16 protein-coding genes are annotated in these 17,820 nt (G+C 36.5%); 5 read left to right on the top strand and 11 right to left on the bottom strand.

The window, feature by feature from the left end; all coding sequences use genetic code 11:
* Nucleotides 1–3: 3 nt before the first annotated feature.
* A complete protein-coding gene (locus NV349_RS05805) occupies nucleotides 4–1,335 on the bottom strand; it encodes a G5 domain-containing protein (RefSeq protein WP_271912557.1) in 1,332 nt (443 codons plus the stop codon).
* Between the two features lie 311 nt (nucleotides 1,336–1,646).
* On the opposite strand from NV349_RS05805, the gene NV349_RS05800 reads away from it, so the two are divergent.
* From NV349_RS05800 to NV349_RS05790, 3 genes are read left to right on the top strand one after another with little or no spacing between them, the layout of a single operon-like run.
* Nucleotides 1,647–2,093, top strand: coding sequence for a prepilin-type N-terminal cleavage/methylation domain-containing protein (locus tag NV349_RS05800; RefSeq protein ID WP_058843953.1), 447 nt, complete (start codon nucleotides 1,647–1,649; stop codon nucleotides 2,091–2,093).
* Nucleotides 2,094–2,097: 4 nt separating this feature from the next.
* A complete protein-coding gene (locus NV349_RS05795; protein WP_180957770.1) occupies nucleotides 2,098–2,556 on the top strand; it encodes a type II secretion system protein in 459 nt (152 codons plus the stop codon).
* Nucleotides 2,534–4,066: a DUF7305 domain-containing protein gene (locus NV349_RS05790; RefSeq protein WP_442916446.1), complete on the top strand. Its 1,533-nt coding sequence runs from the start codon at nucleotides 2,534–2,536 to the stop codon at nucleotides 4,064–4,066. Before NV349_RS05795 ends, NV349_RS05790 begins: the two co-directional genes overlap by 23 nt.
* Nucleotides 4,067–4,104: 38 nt before the next feature.
* Here the strand turns inward: NV349_RS05790 and NV349_RS05785 are convergent, their stop codons facing one another.
* Entirely contained in the window at nucleotides 4,105–6,186 is a 2,082-nt protein-coding gene (locus NV349_RS05785) for a DUF2339 domain-containing protein (protein WP_271912554.1), read from the bottom strand.
* A gap of 81 nt (nucleotides 6,187–6,267) precedes the next feature.
* Complete coding sequence (locus NV349_RS05780; protein WP_016991985.1) at nucleotides 6,268–6,519, bottom strand: phage holin; 252 nt, start codon at nucleotides 6,517–6,519, stop codon at nucleotides 6,268–6,270.
* A 237-nt stretch (nucleotides 6,520–6,756) separates the two neighbouring features.
* Here NV349_RS05780 and NV349_RS05775 point away from each other — a divergent pair, with 237 nt between their 5' ends.
* A complete protein-coding gene (locus NV349_RS05775) occupies nucleotides 6,757–7,746 on the top strand; it encodes an acyltransferase family protein (protein ID WP_244504800.1) in 990 nt (329 codons plus the stop codon).
* Between the two features lie 248 nt (nucleotides 7,747–7,994).
* Here the strand turns inward: NV349_RS05775 and NV349_RS05770 are convergent, their stop codons facing one another.
* The 6 genes from NV349_RS05770 to NV349_RS05745 form a co-directional block, all read right to left on the bottom strand.
* Nucleotides 7,995–9,350, bottom strand: coding sequence for a YjiH family protein (locus NV349_RS05770; protein ID WP_058843948.1), 1,356 nt, complete (start codon nucleotides 9,348–9,350; stop codon nucleotides 7,995–7,997).
* Between the two features lie 967 nt (nucleotides 9,351–10,317).
* Complete coding sequence (locus tag NV349_RS05765; protein WP_271912552.1) at nucleotides 10,318–11,088, bottom strand: IucA/IucC family C-terminal-domain containing protein; 771 nt, start codon at nucleotides 11,086–11,088, stop codon at nucleotides 10,318–10,320.
* On the bottom strand, nucleotides 11,066–11,911 hold the full coding sequence (locus NV349_RS05760; protein WP_058843946.1) for an ABC transporter ATP-binding protein: 846 nt from the start codon (nucleotides 11,909–11,911) through the stop codon (nucleotides 11,066–11,068). The genes NV349_RS05765 and NV349_RS05760 overlap by 23 nt, the downstream gene beginning before the upstream one ends.
* A gap of 48 nt (nucleotides 11,912–11,959) precedes the next feature.
* Nucleotides 11,960–13,000, bottom strand: a complete 1,041-nt coding sequence (locus NV349_RS05755) for a FecCD family ABC transporter permease (RefSeq protein ID WP_271912550.1) — start codon at nucleotides 12,998–13,000, stop codon at nucleotides 11,960–11,962.
* Nucleotides 12,993–14,009 (bottom strand): FecCD family ABC transporter permease, encoded by a 1,017-nt coding sequence (locus tag NV349_RS05750; protein ID WP_271912549.1) that lies wholly within the window; start codon nucleotides 14,007–14,009, stop codon nucleotides 12,993–12,995. The genes NV349_RS05755 and NV349_RS05750 overlap by 8 nt, the downstream gene beginning before the upstream one ends.
* A 133-nt stretch (nucleotides 14,010–14,142) precedes the next feature.
* On the bottom strand, nucleotides 14,143–15,150 hold the full coding sequence (locus NV349_RS05745; RefSeq protein ID WP_036128169.1) for an ABC transporter substrate-binding protein: 1,008 nt from the start codon (nucleotides 15,148–15,150) through the stop codon (nucleotides 14,143–14,145).
* 467 nt (nucleotides 15,151–15,617) lie between these two features.
* On the opposite strand from NV349_RS05745, the gene NV349_RS05740 reads away from it, so the two are divergent.
* Entirely contained in the window at nucleotides 15,618–15,926 is a 309-nt protein-coding gene (locus NV349_RS05740) for a CotD family spore coat protein (RefSeq protein WP_036128170.1), read from the top strand.
* A gap of 109 nt (nucleotides 15,927–16,035) precedes the next feature.
* Here the strand turns inward: NV349_RS05740 and glnA are convergent, their stop codons facing one another.
* Together glnA and NV349_RS05730 are read right to left on the bottom strand one after the other, a co-directional pair.
* Entirely contained in the window at nucleotides 16,036–17,370 is a 1,335-nt protein-coding gene (glnA, locus tag NV349_RS05735; protein ID WP_036128172.1) for a type I glutamate--ammonia ligase, read from the bottom strand.
* Between the two features lie 55 nt (nucleotides 17,371–17,425).
* Nucleotides 17,426–17,800 (bottom strand): MerR family transcriptional regulator, encoded by a 375-nt coding sequence (locus NV349_RS05730; RefSeq protein WP_036128174.1) that lies wholly within the window; start codon nucleotides 17,798–17,800, stop codon nucleotides 17,426–17,428.
* Between the last annotated feature and the right edge of the window lie 20 nt (nucleotides 17,801–17,820).

Below are 17,820 nucleotides of genomic sequence, written 5' to 3'. Positions count from 1 at the left end.
TCATTATGGACTTGTTTGTACAAAATTACCGCCCTTGTCATAATAACCATAGACAATTTCTGGTCCATCTTCTTGCTCAGATTCTTCAGGTGTTGAAGGTTTTATATCAGGTAAGCCGTTGCCATCTAAATCTATCTCTAAATCAGGATCTGCTATACTTTGCCCTGCGTTTTTTGTTGGTGGAGTGACTGTAATAGGCTCCTGCGATGAACGTGTCACAATCCGATTTTGAGGCGCATAGTAATCTCTGCTAATAAACTGTTCTTCCATTGCACCGTTCTCTACAATGGAACGATAAACTTCAACTCTCACCCCTTCTTTCCCTTCTTGTTCCACACGCTCTTGACCAGCCTTTAAATCTTCTGAATAACGGTAAATAGTTCGTGGCTTAACGATTTTATCTTTACTGATACGAACCGTTATATCTTTGTCTTTTACTGCTGTAAATATTTCTATTTTTAATTGATTGCCCTCAATTGTAGCTTGCATTTTGCCAAGCTGATGAGAACGATTAATAAATTGTAAGTCTTTCGCTAATGCAGCATTGACATCCGCTTCAATCCCCAGTTGTAAATAGTTGGGCTTTGTTTGTTGAGAATGTCTTTCTAGAACTTCATACTCTGTCTGAAGAATTACACTATAGAGGATGGAAGCTACAAAATCTAAACCTGTATCATTCGCAGCTCCAGCCTGTTCCCCTAAAAGTGAAAGCAAGGAGAATGACTGGTTCGGTACAAGTGTGACGTCATTTAATAAAGGGATTAGTTTTGCAACCCCTTGACTATCTGTCGGTACATCCGCAATTTGAAAGGCAATCCTTTCTTGCATTTGCAAAGCAGCAGCATTGATTACTGCTTCAACCTCATGTTCTTTCAAATAACTTGCTTGTACTATTATTTTTTGAAGCGTTTTATCAGTATCCAAAATGCCCATTTCATCTAGTTCCTGAATAACAGTGTCGCTGGCAGTTACAGGAATGGGGATATGTACAATTTTTTCATTTTTCCAAAAGGCATACCATGGTTTTTTTGTCAGCCGTTCAAACTGTGATATGGCTGTAGTAGTATCAAAAATTAATTGTTTCGGGTCAATGGTCTTAGAGATATTAGTACTTTTAACATTTATTTCTGTTTGCTGCCAGTCTTTAATTGCTTTTTCCACAGTTGGTAATAAATTTGCACTATTAACACCCCCGACTTTTATACCTCCAATTGTTGAACTTTTTGTCTCATCACTAGCAAAAACTTTCCCATTTATTATAAAATTAGGTAGACAGACTACAGCTAGTATAAATATTCCAATCAATAATACAGTAATGGTTATAATTTTTTTCATCTGTCAATCCCCCTTAAACATCGTAATTTATTGGTTTGCAACTTTATGCTCATCCAGATACTAGAATACTATATTTACTACTACATTACACTACTAAAAACCTAATTTATTTTAAATAACCCCTTCAAAATATATAAAAATTTCACGATTTAGACTAGTTTATCTCTTATATAATGTTATATTATCGTTATGAATACTTTATTACTAGTCGATTAGAATCACGCTTTTTGAACTACTCTTTTCATAATACATAATTCACTAAATAACCATTTGGTTCTTTTGACACAAAAAACTTATAAGGGGCGATATTATTGCAAAAAAATTTTAAAAATGAAGGTGGCTTTTCATTAATTGAAGTCGTTGCTTCTTTAATTCTAATTACAATAATATTGCTTTCATTTTTCGGATTATTTATTCAATCTAACAAAACTTCCAAAACTTCTAGCACAATCGTAGATTCTACCTATCTTGCTCAAAATGAAATGGAAAATATATTTAGAGAAATCAAAGGCAGAACAGAAGAACAACTAGCTAGACAATTACTCTATACAAGTACAGAAAATCCTCAATATATTAGTTGTAGTAAAAATAGTAAATTTTCAACTATTTGGAGCTATGAAAAACAGATGGAAGATAGACGGTTTATTCTAACCATTAAGCGCCATTGTCAATATGAATATCTAGATACTATTGTTATCGAAGTTTATGAGAACGATGTACTCAAAAGCAAGATGGAAAATATATATAGTAGGAAGTGAATACATGTGGTTCATAAAAAATAACAGAGGTTTTACACTCGTGGAAGTACTTGCTGTTATCTTAATTTTAAGCATTGTTTCAACAATTCTTTTTAGTATACTTTCGTCTAGCAAAGAAACTAATAAAAAACAACTTGAAAATAATGAACAGCTTTCCGAGTTGTCTTATGTTTTAAAGCTCATTACGAAAGATATGAGAAAAACCATTACGTATGATCCTAATAATTCAACATTTAAAAACAGAGATGGTTCTATTCAATACACATATATCTTTGATGCTGAAAAAAATACGATTACTCGTAACAACGAGGTTATTGCAACTCATATACACTCATTTTCCTTAACAAGTATTGGCGACTCTATTTCCATAAATATTGAAAGTATTAACGAACACACAATCTCTACACAACTATCTTTTAGGAGTGGTGACGGTGCAAAAGATGAAAAAAAATCTACTAAATGATGAAGGCTTTTCATTTTTATTAGTTTTTTTAACCATTATATTAGTGACGATTTTAGGTCTAGGTTTACTTGCTGTATCTTCAAATTCCTTAAAACTCTCTAAACATGAGCGAGAAGATCAATCCATTTATTACATTGCTGAGGCAGGCGTAAATTATGAAAAAGCAATTTTATTAGAAAAAGCGAATGAAGCTTATCAAAGTGCAAAAGCAGAATACGATCGTTTACCAATTCAACAGAAAAAGTATGAAAAATTTGTAGAATTATATGAAGAGAATATTAAAAGCATAATAGAACCACTATTAAATAACGAAAACATTATAAATAATTTTGAAGAACAACTAGGAATGCAACCTATTGCCAGGATTACCCTAAAACAGGATTTAGATACGAATCTTCGATATTGGATAACTTCTATCGGTACATATGGAGAATCGCCTTCACAAAAAAGAGAACTACAGCAAAGTGTAGACTTTGTTCTTGATGCCGAAACAACTAATAATAATGGTGGGGATGATGAGGAAAATTTAAATACTGCTACCCCTGAATTTGCAGTACAAACTAAAGGCAATATTAAGCTAACAGGTGGGGCATCCATAAAGGGAGATGTAGCTACTGACATCGGTATAATTTCATTGGATGGTGGTTCATCTATTTCTGGTACTGTAGGTGCTTCAAGTGATCATTTCCAATATCCATCTTGGATGGGGGATTTATCAAGCAAACTTACGCAAAGTAGGAAATATCCTGGTTCAAGTATCCTGCCTTTATTTCCATTAGAGAAAATGCAACAATTATCAAAATTACCTGTTCCTCCAAATCAAGAAGTCATCAAAGATCCACACAACAAAACCTTCATTATTAATAATGGACATTTTTTAGCTGATAATTGGATGACTAATAACTATACTTTACAGTTAAATGGTGATACACATTTCAAACAGTTCAAAGTGGATCAAAATAATACGTTGACTATAAATGTAGGAGATACAGATAAAAATTTATATATCGAAGATTTTAATATACTACAGGGGCATATTAAAATTGTAGGAACAGGAAAGTTAAATGTATATATTAATAATACTTTTAATCTAAAAGGATCTTTAAACAGGAACGGTAATGCTAATCAAATAAATTTATATTATAACGGAGCATCAGCTATCACAATTGCAGGAGAAACACAAAGCGCTGCCTCTCTTTATTCTAAGCAAGCCAATTTAACATTCACAGGGGGGATAGGATTAACAGGGAATATATATGCAGGAGCAACTAAGGTTACTTTTAATGGTGGTTCAAACTCAAATGGTCAACATATTATTGCACCAAATGCTTCTGTCATTTTAGAAGGCGGCGCTCACATTAAAGGAGCTATTATTTCTGATAATTTACTAGCTAATGGAGGTACTTCCGTTACATTTACAGAAGGCACAATCCAACCACCTTCTTCAGGACATACAGAAATTGGCGATCCTATTACTTTAATAAAAGAAAATGAATTAGTAGAACAATAGAAAAAGAGATTCCAAAATGCATTGGAATCTCTTCTTCTTTATTTCTTCAACAACCTACCCGATAGCAGCATGCCAATACCACCAATCGTTATAAATAGAATAGCTCTAATTAATAAATCAAGGGCAGATAAGTCAAAGAAAATTAGCTTAATAAACGCCATGACTAACAGAATAAAACCTGTTGAGCGCAGTGTTTTTAATTGATGTGTGGAGCTTATCCATAGGGAAACGCTTGCCGTCAAAAATAATGTAATGGTTGTCAGTGCGATGCTTAGCTTCCAATCAAGGACGTTGTTAAACGTAAATTGATGGATCAGCCCCCATATTGAAATCATCGTGAGCACGATACCAGTGCTTACAATAGCATCTACATATTTCCCCAGACGCACCTCATACAATCGATAAATAAACCCTTTTACTAGAATATCTACGATGATGGCGACAATGACTGCCATATATACCAATCTAGTTATAATATTTAAGCTTTCCATCATGGTCGGCTTGGTGCTGATCATCAAGAAGAATAATAGGAAAAATGAGCCGAGAACTGGTGTTAAAGCACGACCTTTATAGGTTTCCTCTACAAATAGAGAGCCAGTAAATAAGGCAGCTAATACGATACACATCATATATGGAATGCCATTTGTTGCTGCAAAATAAACGGTATCTAGTTTGCCAATATAGGCTAAGAAATAGCCAGTTGTGGCCACTGCTAAAATATCAATCACATACAGATCCTTCATGACCTTTTCAAATGTCGTAAGTGTCTCTTTTGGACGTCTTGCATATAAGTAAATAATAACGAAATAAATAATTGGCATGAACAAGCTTAAATGATCTATGCTGAAAAATGGTTTTGGTTCATGAAAGATGAAATTTAAAATGAATGTGATGATAAGAACTAATGAAGAAACGACCTTCATCATACTTGCCCGTAGTCGCAAACTCATCATCACGCCAGCAAAAGCAATCATCGGATAAAGTAAATCATCCACTTTATTTGGTATATTCATTAAAAGTATCGTATTACATAGGGTGATAAATGCGAGTGTAACAGCGCTATCCAATACTTCCTGCCATTTTTGGCGATAGCTATATAACGCCACCGCTCCAAATAAAGCCATTAGGACAAGGAGCAGCATTTCTCCATGCGGAAGTGAACGAATAATAAGATTCATCAGCAATAAACTAAATGAGCCTAAGGAAAATTGAAGCCCTATATGAAGAGGCTTCCATTTGGATTGTGCGTTATACATTAAACACCAAATTACGTAAAATATTGATAGAATCACCAATAAACCAAATGCGAAGATAACTTGCTTATCAATATTCATAAACGCTACTACGCTCACCGCTAGCACCGAGAAGAATGTAGCAATATAGAGAGCTAGCTTTTGCTTGTGCTGATAAATGACCCATTGCAATGAAGCAAATAATATCACGACAAAAAGCAAGATAATGACCGCATTAAAATCCATATATTCTAATAAATAAGGTAGCAATAACGATGTAAAGGCTACAAAAACGGTAAGTACTTCATTTTTCTTCCAATAACTAATGGCAATACCATAGCCAATATAAAGAAGTGTAATGCCTAGTGCTGGAGTAAGACCAATGATTTCATATAAAATGGCACTCGCGGCAGTTGTTAAAATACCGACAATAAATGCCCCGCCATATAAGGAAATCGTTATAGCAGATGAGCCTACTTTTCTACGTTCTAGTACATAGGCTATAACCGCCAAACCTACCGATAATGCATAGGCGAGGATGATTTTCACGCCATTCGATAAATAACCATAATCACTAACAAGTTTTAGGCCCCAAAGTACGCCCATTACTAAAATAACCATGAATACTTTTGGCAGTGCCCACATAACACGCTCCTCCATCGATGGCTGCGGTTGCACTTCTTTTTCCGTTACTTTAGTCGGGACAGGCTTCGACTCCAGTGCTGGTTTTGGTTTTATTGGTTCTGATTGCTTGATCATCGACTGTCTGGCATCAAGAGTATTTATTTTTTCGGTACTTTGTGTACCTTTTAACGAAGACAACTCCTGACGTAAATCTGCCATTTCCTCTTCGAGCTTAGCAATTCTTCGCTCCAATTCAAGAGACATTCAATCATCCTCCCCACTTTATCAATTTTCTAACAGTATAACATATTTATCCTTATTGTAAAATTACACTTTTTGTTTAATTTATCTCGGTCTCCTATACATTAAGGCACGCTCACTATCACTGGTGCCTCGTGTCGTTGGATCCACAATAACACCCATTAATACAAGAATGGATAAAACTGTATTTAAAATAGATGACATTTGCTCACTCATTACCCCTGTGAAATCATAGCCAAAAATCGCTGCAACTTGTTGTGCGAGTAAGAGTAACAATGAAAATAGCCCTAGTAGAAATGGAATATGTTGAAGACGAACCTTCCAATTAATTCTCATAAAAGCTCACCTCCCCCCCTCTTGCCACAGTATATGCATAGTGGTTATGTGACACATATGCAAAAATGGAGCTCTCGCCATGTTACTAGGATTTTTTAATAATATTTTGCGGCATAAACTATTTTCAGCCATAGCAAGTAAGGCAGGTTTTATCACGCTAGACATGTTCATATATATAGTTAGGTTGCATTCGGCAACGAAATGCCTAACAATTTACTGAAAATGAGGGTGATGAATATGGTATATGAGTGGAACGTCTTAAGGGTAGTAGCTTGCCTGAGTATTGTGTTATTACATGCAACGACCAATATTGAAAGTATTAATGGCTATATGGATCAACCCTACTATCAGTTTTTTCGATTATTATTATGTTTCGCTACACCCACTTTTATCTTATTATCCATTTTAATTTTAGCTAAACGCTACCAACATCAGCTACCTCCCCATTTTATAGGACGTCGTTTTCAGTTTATTGTTATTCCGTTTATAGCTGCAGGCATGTTATATGCAGCCAACGCGGCTCTTCATTATGATGAAAGCTTTTGGGAGGCATTATATCGCCATATTATTTTAGGAGATTTTTCGGGATGGTTTGTCATGACTATTTTTCAACTCTATATTCTCTTCTATATTGTCAAGAAATATCAGGTATCCAGCATCTGGTTTACGCCCATTATGTTCTTACTTGGCATTTTCTATATGACACTAGCAAATGCCAATATAGATTATTTCATACAAAATGAACATTTTATGCGCCTGCTCTTTGTCGGCTGGCTCCCATATTTTGCACTAGCCTATATTATCGGCAGTCATTATGAAAAAATCGCGCACTACCTCATCCAATATAAATATTTCACAATTATAGCTGTCATACTTGCAATGGCTATTTTATATACAAATTATTATTTAGGTGCCCAACAGATTACATCAAGAAGAATTGATATTATGCTATTCGTGTTGGCGATGACGTTTTGCATACTGGCGTTTGCACAGGTTTTGCCTAAGCTCCCTTTTATCCTTATTTTAAGTCGCTATTCCTTTGGGATCTTTTTAATTCACTGGCTAATTCAAGAATATTTAGCTCCCTATAGCGCATTACTACCCACTACTGCTCTTCAAGTCATTTCTCTTTTTCTATCCAGTTTACTTGTCTGTATGCTGCTCATCAAAATCATTTCATTTATCCCTTTTAGTGCTTATCTGATTGGAAAGTCTCATCAAAAATAGCCCTCTCATAATTGAGAAGGCTTTTTGGAAACCTTATTTTGTATAGGACAAGGATGTTTCTGTTGTTTATTCGATTCTTTTTATGGGTGGTTGTCCCCTTTTTCTTTGATTGAAGTGCATCTATTCCTTGTGTTTTAAATTACTTTTTCCAAATTTGTATCTCATTATATCTATTTATGTATACGTAAAAAAGGCAGTTATCATTATCTCATGAAAAATGCCAAGTCGATCTAGACTTGGCTTTTTCATTAAAAGAGTATGTGACCAACCAATGCAGCGATTGGTAGGGAAATAAGTGTACGTAATATAAATAAAACGACTAAATCGAAAAATTTCAATGGAATTTTTGTTCCTAAAATAAGTCCACCAACTTCAGACATATAAATTAGCTGTGATACAGAAACAACAGCAATGACAAATCTAGTAACATCTGATTCGATCCCTGCACCTAAAATAGAAGGCAGGAACATATCGGCAAAGCCTACGACCATTGTTTGAGCCGCTTCTGCCGCTTCAGGTAAGCCTAGTACAGTTAGGATCGGCTCAAATGGTTTTCCTAAAATCACAAAGATACTGGTAAATTCAGCAAGCATTAAGGCAATTGTACCAAAAGCCATAACAATAGGAGCAACGCCAACCCATAAATCAATAACATTTCTAGAACCATCTTTTAAAAATTGGCGCGGATCCCGATTTGCATGAGCAATAGCAAGTGCATTTTCTAAGCCATGCGACACAGAATTATAGCCCTCTGGCAATTCCTCACGCGAATAGTCTACTGGAGTACCATCGATATACGTATCTTCCTTTTGTGCAAGAGGATAAATTCGAGGCATAATAATCGCTAGCACAACACCGCAAAGTACTACTGTTAAATAATAAGGAATAAAATAGCGTGCCAAGTGGACGGTATCCAATACTACGATACAGAAGGTGATGGAGACAACAGAGAAGCTAGTAGCAATAATCGCTGCTTCTTTTTTGGTATAGTTCCCCATCTCGTATTGCTTACTCGTCATTAACACTCCAATCGTTCCATCACCGACCCATGACGTAAGAGCATCAATCGAAGAACGCCCTGGGCTTTTAAAAAGAGGTCTCATGATTCTCACCATCATTGTACCGAAAAACTCAAGTAAACCGAAGTTTGTTAAAAATGGTAAAAGGAAACCTGCGAATAAAAAAATGGTAAATAAAAACGTCACAAGTCCACCGTTTGGATCCATCAGTAGCCCACCTGTATTTTCATTGTTGATGGCAGAAGGTCCAAATTGAAAGACAACCATCGAAGCAAAGGCTAAACCTAAAAAGCGAGTAATCGTCCAAAACCAATTGACATAAAACAATGTATCTAAAATACTAGGTTCTTTCATATTTTTTCGAGGAATCCATTTAGCTATAAGTGCGCCAAACGCGGAAATTGCAAACATAATAATCGTAAAATAACTAATGACTGGAGCCACTACACCAGCTAAAATATTTGCTAAAATGGCAATCGGTACTTTCCAGCCCTCATCCGTTAATACAGGAGTCATAAATAGAAAAATACCAATTAAAGAAGGAATGATGAAATAAATATATGTACTAACAGAATACTTTTTCATTTTTGACTGAAACCTCATTTCTTAGTATTGCTTAAACTTGTAACTATGTATGATGCATTCCCCTATTTTATCTTTCACTATACTTCGTTTGCTGTAATACTTTATAAGCTAAACATGTAGCGTTCATTCAATACCTCCCTCCTCTTTCTGTTATAGTACTATTACAAAAACAATGAAGTTTTGAGCTTTAAATAGAAAAACAATGACTCTATTCATGTTTTTATAACATAATCGTGTTATAAAACTATTGTAAACGCAACAACACATATGGTTCAACTCTACAATTTTCTGAATTTTTATACATCATTAGTATAGTTTTTTTCTTTAAAACTAGTATATCAATATTATATTATGATAAACAGAAATTTTAATAGGAAGGAAACGAGGCTGGGAAGAAACTTGATTATTTCGAAAATAGCAAAAATAGATAATAACTTTTCCGCCTCTTTGCATAGTGTTAAAAAACAAAACCATCCATAGCATTTTTGTGACAGGTGAAAATGGATTTTCGTTGCAGGCTACTTGCTTTCCACTCCAATCCATAAAAATGGTACCTTTTTAGCAAAGGTCTTCAAATAAAGTGAAGGGTATTCACTACTCTTTATGAAGAGGTGTTGTCATTCATCACTTCTCTACAATGAAAATAAGAACCTCTATTCTTTAATTATACAAATAATGGGCTATTTTGATCGCTTCGACTAGTATGAAAGATAGAGGAAAAGACACTTTTGCATATGGTTGATTGGAGGGGAGCCAGCGTCACAGATAAGACCCTAGAGCGAAACGCAGTGAGTGAAGCGGCTCATCGGACGCCCCCTGGAAAGGACGCTGGCGGAACGGAAATCACTCGCTCGCCTTGCTAAAGGTTCTTTTTCTGCTATTGACATCATCTTTTTTCACCAACATGAAAGTGAATAAACCCCACGACTGTTTATTCACTTTGTGGAATTGTCAATGCTTCATGAGGTTAGCCAAGTCTTTTGATTTTGGGACAAGAGATACAAAAGTCATTTGCTTCATCAGAGGTGTGATAATAGAAACAACATGTTTTTCTCAAGCGTATTGGTTGCTCTGATTCCTTGATTGTCACTTTGGGACCACAATAATTTGTCAAAGGATTTTTCCTTTCGCCAAAAAGAGAACCTGGCGCTTGATTGACAATATAGTGATAGTCTTCTTGTATACGAGCCTTTTCTTGCTCACTGGCCCTTTCGCTTATTTTTGTTTCATATAGCCAATTGACATAAATAGCTGTATTTTCCCATAAGATTGCTTTTGGGATTTTACTTATTTTTGTTAATGACTGCCACACTTTCGCTAGATTACCTGCAAAGATTCCTTGGAGAACCTCATCACGCCATGCTTCACGATCTTGTGTTGGCACTGACACTGAGTCATCGATTAAGCGAATGTTTGGAAGCCATGGTTTCGCATGATCTTCTGCTTCCACCCAAATATTCTCGATACCAACATATAGCCCCTTATCATATCTTGACATAGCATAGAATGCTGAAGCCATTGTTAAGACGCTATAGCGCTTTGCAAATAACGATGCTGTAACTAATGTAGATGTGGAATGAAAGAAAGGCGCTATTTTTTGTAAATAGGCTAAAGCTTGTTCAGTGTCTAATAAATTTTGGGCTAGTAGAGCGTAAGCAGCATCTACCGCTGGCTCAATTGTCAATCGATAATCACGTAATAGTACTGCTTTTTCTTCAGCTGACAGTTGTAAGCTCAACTGACCCTACCTCCTCTAATTTCTCCACCTGAACTGTTCGTCCCTTGCCATGCGGAACACATAAAGGCGTACCAAATAGAGGGTCTCTCATAATCGTACAGTCCATACGAAAGACAGCTTGTACAAGCTCAGGTGTTACCACTTCCTCTGGCTTACCTTGCGCATACACCTGTTTATTTCGCACAGCTACAATGTGATGGGCATAGCGGCAGGCTAAGTTTAAATCGTGTAAGACCATCACGACTGTACGCCCTTCATTTTCATTTAAATCAAATAGTAAATCTAAAATTTCTACTTGATGGGCCATATCTAAATAAGTCGTAGGTTCATCTAGTAAGATAAGATCTGTTTTTTGAGCCAATGTCATGGCTATCCATACACGTTGACGCTGACCACCTGATAATGCATCTACTGGTCGATCTGCAAATTCTGTCATCTGTGTTACCTCAAGCGCATTGTTCACAATTTTTTCATCTTCAGTAGACCATTGCTTTAACCAGCTCTGATGTGGATAACGACCTTGTTTTACCAATTGTTGAACGGTTAGTCCTTCTGGCGCAACAGGTCCCTGTGGGAGAATGGCTAACCGTTTAGCCACCTCTTTCGTTGAAATCGTATCTAGTGAATCATCTTCTAAGAAAATTTCACCCGACTTTGGTTTTTGTAATCGTGCAAACGTTCGTAGTAGCGTTGATTTTCCACAACCATTAGCACCTACTAGTACTGTTATTTTCCCTTTTGGTATTTGAAGATTCAAATCCTCCAAAATAAGATTTTCACCATAACTTACATGTAAATCTTGTGCTTCTAAAACATTTTTCAAAATCCCGTCACCTTCTTCTCACGCTTTTAACTGTTATTTCCTGTAGCTTTATTGATTGCGCGTTCTAAATAGTAAATAAATAAAGAATGGTGCCCCAATTGCAGCCGTAAAGACACCTGTTGGTAAATCCTTTGGTAAAAAAGCAGTGCGTGCTACGATGTCGGCTACGATAACAATCATCCCACCGATTATAGCAGTCACAGGTATCAATCCAGCAAAGGAACGCCCTACAAGCATTCTACTCATATGAGGGGCTACTAATCCAACAAAGGCAATTCCACCAGCAAATGCAACCGCAGAGCCAGCTAGCATCACACTAATGAGTAAAAAAAGTAAACGGTACACTTGAACCTTTACCCCTAGCCCTATCGCAATTTCATCTCCTAATTCCTTCACATTTACTGTTCTTGCCAAAATAAACGTTAGTGGCAATAACAGAGCAACCCATGGTAAAAGCAAATAGACATCCTGCATATTAGCCCCATACAAACTACCTGTCAGCCATAAATAGGCCTTCGTTGTTGCAGCTACATTACTGATCACAAGCAGCATCGTCACAACGGCCTTTGCTAAGGCTGAAATCCCAATACCAATAAGCACCATACGAATAGGTGTGACGCCTTTTCTCCATGACAGTAGGTAAATGATAAAGGAAACAATGCCAGCACCTAAAATAGCAGCTAACGGTAAAAATTGAATGCTGACTGACCCCATAAAGTACACGATAAAAATAATCGCCCCCATGGATGCACCACTCGTTACACCGATAATATCTGGAGCAGCAAGTGGATTACGGATAATCCCTTGTAAAATTAAACCAGCAACTCCTAGCGCTGCACCAACTAATAATGCCATCAATACACGTGGGAGCCTTAATGTATGTAAGACAAAATCGTACTCTCCATTACCATAGCCCAATAATTCCCTCACCACTGTGATAGGATGGATAAATTCACTACCTGCAGATAAACCAAGGACTGTTATGATGACTAATAATAAGCTTAATAACAGTAAAATCCAACTAGTTCTTTTGGCTATTTGAAAAGATATACGTTCAGATTTCGTTCGAACTGTCCTATAATTAGACATTTTTCGCTAACCCCTTTCGTGCAATATAAATAAAGAAAGGAGCTCCGATAAAGGCAGTCATTACACCAATTGGCATTTCTAATGGCATGATCACATATCTCGCAGCCATATCAGCTAACAGCAGCAATATTGCTCCTAATACTGCACTGTACGGAATAATCCAACGATAATCCGTACCAACAAGCTGAATCACAATATGAGGGACAATCAAACCAATAAAGCCAATTGAACCTGCTACAGCAACTGAACTACCTGCAAGAATGATAATAATGAGACCGAGTGTGATTTTCGTAATCATAGTTCGTTGTCCTAAGCCTTTTGCAATATCATCACCTGATTGTAAAATATTTATAGAACGACCCATACCTATTGCCACAACTGTGACCACTAAAATAAACGGTAAAACTGGTATAAGCATGTCAATGCTACGACCTGATACAGATCCCGCTAACCAAAAAAGAACACTTTGTAAGCCTTGTTCATCAATCACTAAAAGCCCTTGCGTAAACGAGACAAATAGAGCTGTAATCGCTGCACCAGCTAATACTATTTTAATCGGTGTTAAACCATCTCTTCCTAATGACCCTAGGAAAAATACCATAGCTCCCGCAGCACCTGCACCTAAAAAGGCAATCCACATATAGCTCATTAAAGAATTGATGGAAAAAAGAGTAATGGCACTAACAATAAAAAATATCGCCCCTGCATTAATCCCTAAAATATCAGGAGCTGCTAAAGGATTTCTTGTTAATGCCCGCATTAATGCTCCCGCGATGGCAAGACTTGCGCCAACTACTGTAGCGATCACAGCTCTTGTAAATCTCGATGTCCGAATAATAACATGCTCCTTATTAGCAGCATCAAAATGAAAAATGGCATCATAGATTGACGAGAAGGGTATGGACGTTTGACCAATAGCTATGCTGATTAAAAATGCCAGCAAAAGGATCAAACAACTGATGAATAAGCCTACTTGTTTCATCGAGGTACTGGAAAGAATAATTCTCATTTTACGCCAACTTTCTTGATCCACAATTTATCTTATGAAAGGGATTGTAGGTTTCTAATATGTCCAATCCCTATAATGAGAGGGCTGTCATTCAAGTATTCTATAACACTTTCAACAGCCCTAGTCTCTTTTACTATTTTTCTAATTCAAACTTGTCATAAATATCGTCTAGCATTAAATTAGCACTAATAAGTCCACCAGCTAGATTCCAATTAATTTCATCTACTTGATAAACTTGATTTGCCTTCACAGCATCAAGCTCTTTCCATAGCGGATGTTTTGTCCACTCTTCATAATTTTTCTTGACTGCGTCATCATTTTCCATAAACATATAAATAACATCGGCATTCATTTGTGTAATACTTTCTTTATCCGTTAGCTTCACGATTTCCAATGAGTCATCTGTTAAATTTTTAGGACCTTGGAAGCCAAGCTCTGACAATATAGAACCTGCATATCCTGTTACATAAATACGTGCATGGTCTGCTCTGAAGTTAACAACTGAAACATGGAATGGCCATTTATCGCCAAGCTTCTCTTGAATTTTTGTTTGGAAATCAGCAACTCGCGTATCCCAATCTCCTAGTAACTCTTTCACCTTTTCTTCCTGATCCATTGCTTGACCCATCATTTCAGCTGTTCCCTTGAAATCAAAAACCGTTTCATGAGCAACAGTCGGTGCAATTTGTGATAACTGATCATAAATTTCCTCATGACGCACTTTCGATGCAATGATTAAATCTGGTTTAAGTTTTGCAATTTCTTCAAGATTAGGTTGCGTTTCTTGTCCAACAATCGCAACGCCATCTAAATCTTTTTTCAAATAATTATAAAAAGGTGCTTCAGCCCAAGATTCTACTGCCCCCACTGGCTTAATGCCCATCGCTACTGCTACATCTGTAGCCCCTTGGTATAGCGTAACGATTTTTGTAGGTGTACCTTCAATTGTGGTAGTGCCCATAGCATGTGTAATCTCACGGCTAGAAGATTCTTCTGTGTTACTTTCTTCTGCTTTGTCATTTTCTTGTGAACTACTACCGTTCGATGCTTTATCTCCACATCCCACCAATAAAAGTGAGAATGTTAAGAATAGCGCAAAAAGAATAGAAACATTTTTATTGCGTAGTGATAATTTCGACATACATTTCCTCCTAAAATATAATCAATAATGATATTCATTATCAATTAAAGAGTATACTGTACGACCGTTTTATTGACAATATCTTTTTTTTCAAAAAACATACTTTTTTAATAATTTTTTATCTTGATTAGCCTACAGCTCCCTCCCATATAGTTTAGAAGGTGTAGGATTTTTGTATTTATTATGAAAATTTCGTCGCAATGATGCTGAGGTGTAATAGATAATTGACTAAAATTCATGGCATTTATTTAAAACAATAGCTCTAAGCAATGTCATTTTGATGTTGGGAGAGGCTTTCAGTAGCTGCTTCTTTCACCCAATATGTATCTAACCAGCTATAGATTTTCTACCATTTCAGCGACTTGTTAGATTTACCTATTCAATAATAGGCAAATAAATAGACCCTATCGACGTATATCTCATATCTTAATAATGAACTACAACTTATCAAAACAGGAGGTAATAACATGTTTCAACGAAGACGCCATCCGGCAAAAGGTCCACACTGCTGTCCGCCACAAACAATGCCAACGCAATTTGATCCACCACAATTTTTACCACCAGAGCAATATGTTCGCACAAATTATATCCATACGGTTGTTCCACATGTACAACCAGCACATGTCACAACAGTAAATAAACATATGATTGATCATCAATACTATTTCCCATGCACAGAGTCTGTTGTTAATGAATGCTGTGAAACACATACAATGTGCGGTATGCCACCTAACCCTTGTCATATGCCACACCATCGTAAACATATGGGCCGTTAACAATAACGATGGGGTGCCATGCTGCCCTATCATGCTCTGGAACTATAGACAAAAAAACGAGTACCTTCCAAGTGAAGAGGCACTCGTTTTTTTATATTTTTATTAATTCTTAGTACATTTTTAAATATTGATCGCGTTCCCATTGATGAACGGTTGTACGGTACATATCGAACTCGATTTCTTTTGCTTCTTTAAAGTTTGCGTAAATATGCTCACCTAAAGCTGCTTGCGCTACTTTATCTTTAGCAAGTAATGTTAAAGCATCATCAAGTGCTGCTGGTAAGTTTTCAATACCATTAGCTTGACGCTCTTCTTCCGACATCACATAGATATTGCGATTAATAGCTGCTGGTGGCGTTAAGTTTTGACGAATACCTTCAAGACCTGCCTCTAAAATAACAGCCATTGCTAAATATGGGTTTGCTGAAGGGTCCACAGAACGTACTTCTACACGAGTTGAAAGTCCACGTGCTGATGGGATACGAATTAGTGGTGAACGGTTTTGCGCAGACCATGCTACATAACATGGTGCTTCATAACCAGGTACTAGACGTTTATAAGAGTTTACTGTTGGATTTGTTACAGCTGTGAAACCTTGTACATGTGCAAGAACACCCGCCATGAATTGCATAGCTGTTTCAGAAAGACCTAATTCTGTAGCTTCATCATAGAATGCATTTTCCTTACCTTTAAATAGTGACACGTTAAAGTGCATACCAGAGCCTGCTTCACCAAATAATGGTTTTGGCATAAATGTAGCGTGCAAGCCATGTTTACGTGCAATTGTTTTAACAACTAATTTGAAAGTTTGAATGTTATCACAAGCTGTAACAGCATCGGCATATTTAAAGTCAATTTCGTGTTGTCCTGGAGCTACTTCATGGTGAGATGCTTCAATTTCAAAGCCCATTTCTTCTAGCTCTAATACGATATCACGGCGGCAGTTTTCACCAAGATCTGTTGGAGCTAAGTCGAAGTAACCACCATGGTCATTTACTTCTAACGTTGGTTCGCCTTTTGCATCTAATTTGAATAAGAAGAATTCTGGCTCAGGCCCTAAATTGAAGCTTGAGAAGCCCATATCTTCCATTTTTTTAAGAATACGTTTTAGGTTATTACGTGGGTCACCAGCAAATGGTTCGCCTTTCGCAGTGTATACGTCACAAATGAGACGTGCCACTTTCCCTTTTTCAGAAGTCCAAGGGAATACTACGAAAGTATCAAGATCAGGATATAAATACATATCAGATTCTTCGATTCGAACGAAACCTTCAATAGATGAGCCATCAAACATCATTTTGTTTTCTAATGCTTTGTCTAATTGACTTACAGGAATCTCAACATTTTTGATTGTGCCAAGAATATCTGTAAATTGTAAACGAATAAAGCTTACGTTTTTTTCTTCGATGAGACGTTTAATGTCCTCTTTTGTGTATTTACCCACAGTTTTCCACACTCCTATAATTTGTCTAGCTTTTATGTTTACCCTACCCTATTTATTAATAGAATCGAGATAAATCCCCTCGTCGGATGGATGATTTTTGCATGCGCTGAGCTTGACGCATTTCTTCGCGCATGATTTGGCGTAATTCTGAATCACTTAAATCTTGTTCATCTGTAGCAACAGGATCTTTCTTTTTAGCAAATAATTTTTTAATCTTCGCCATATTCATACCCTGCTCTAAGTAGTCTTTAATTTCAAGCAATGTGTCGACGTCATTTAATGAAAACATTCGACGATTGCCTTCTGTTCGGTGCGGCTCAATTAAATGGTGTTCTTCATAATAACGAATTTGTCGTGCCGAGAGTTCAGTTAATTGCATCACAATACTCATTGATAATAACGGCATAGTTCGTCTAATTTCACGACTCATTTAAGTCCTCCTCCAATACC

Source organism: Lysinibacillus sp. OF-1 (assembly GCF_028356935.1).
GTDB classification, from domain to species: Bacteria; Bacillota; Bacilli; order Bacillales_A; family Planococcaceae; genus Lysinibacillus; species Lysinibacillus fusiformis_D.
Note: the sequence above shows the minus strand (reverse complement) of the source record. Positions and strands in the feature narration are given on the sequence as shown.

What these genes read in the sequence shown, in the direction of transcription:
- NV349_RS05790 (WP_442916446.1), top strand. Translation starts at nt 2,534, where the DNA reads ATGAAAAAAAATCTACTAAATGATGAAGGCTTTTCATTTTTATTAGTT.
- NV349_RS05775 (WP_244504800.1), top strand. Translation starts at nt 6,757, where the DNA reads ATGGTATATGAGTGGAACGTCTTAAGGGTAGTAGCTTGCCTGAGTATT.
- NV349_RS05770 (WP_058843948.1), bottom strand. Translation starts at nt 9,350, where the DNA reads ATGAAAAAGTATTCTGTTAGTACATATATTTATTTCATCATTCCTTCT.
- NV349_RS05780 (WP_016991985.1), bottom strand. Translation starts at nt 6,519, where the DNA reads ATGAGAATTAATTGGAAGGTTCGTCTTCAACATATTCCATTTCTACTA.
- NV349_RS05745 (WP_036128169.1), bottom strand. Translation starts at nt 15,150, where the DNA reads ATGTCGAAATTATCACTACGCAATAAAAATGTTTCTATTCTTTTTGCG.
- NV349_RS05730 (WP_036128174.1), bottom strand. Translation starts at nt 17,800, where the DNA reads ATGAGTCGTGAAATTAGACGAACTATGCCGTTATTATCAATGAGTATT.
- NV349_RS05785 (WP_271912554.1), bottom strand. Translation starts at nt 6,186, where the DNA reads ATGTCTCTTGAATTGGAGCGAAGAATTGCTAAGCTCGAAGAGGAAATG.
- NV349_RS05795 (WP_180957770.1), top strand. Translation starts at nt 2,098, where the DNA reads ATGTGGTTCATAAAAAATAACAGAGGTTTTACACTCGTGGAAGTACTT.
- NV349_RS05750 (WP_271912549.1), bottom strand. Translation starts at nt 14,009, where the DNA reads ATGAGAATTATTCTTTCCAGTACCTCGATGAAACAAGTAGGCTTATTC.
- NV349_RS05740 (WP_036128170.1), top strand. Translation starts at nt 15,618, where the DNA reads ATGTTTCAACGAAGACGCCATCCGGCAAAAGGTCCACACTGCTGTCCG.
- NV349_RS05755 (WP_271912550.1), bottom strand. Translation starts at nt 13,000, where the DNA reads ATGTCTAATTATAGGACAGTTCGAACGAAATCTGAACGTATATCTTTT.
- NV349_RS05805 (WP_271912557.1), bottom strand. Translation starts at nt 1,335, where the DNA reads ATGAAAAAAATTATAACCATTACTGTATTATTGATTGGAATATTTATA.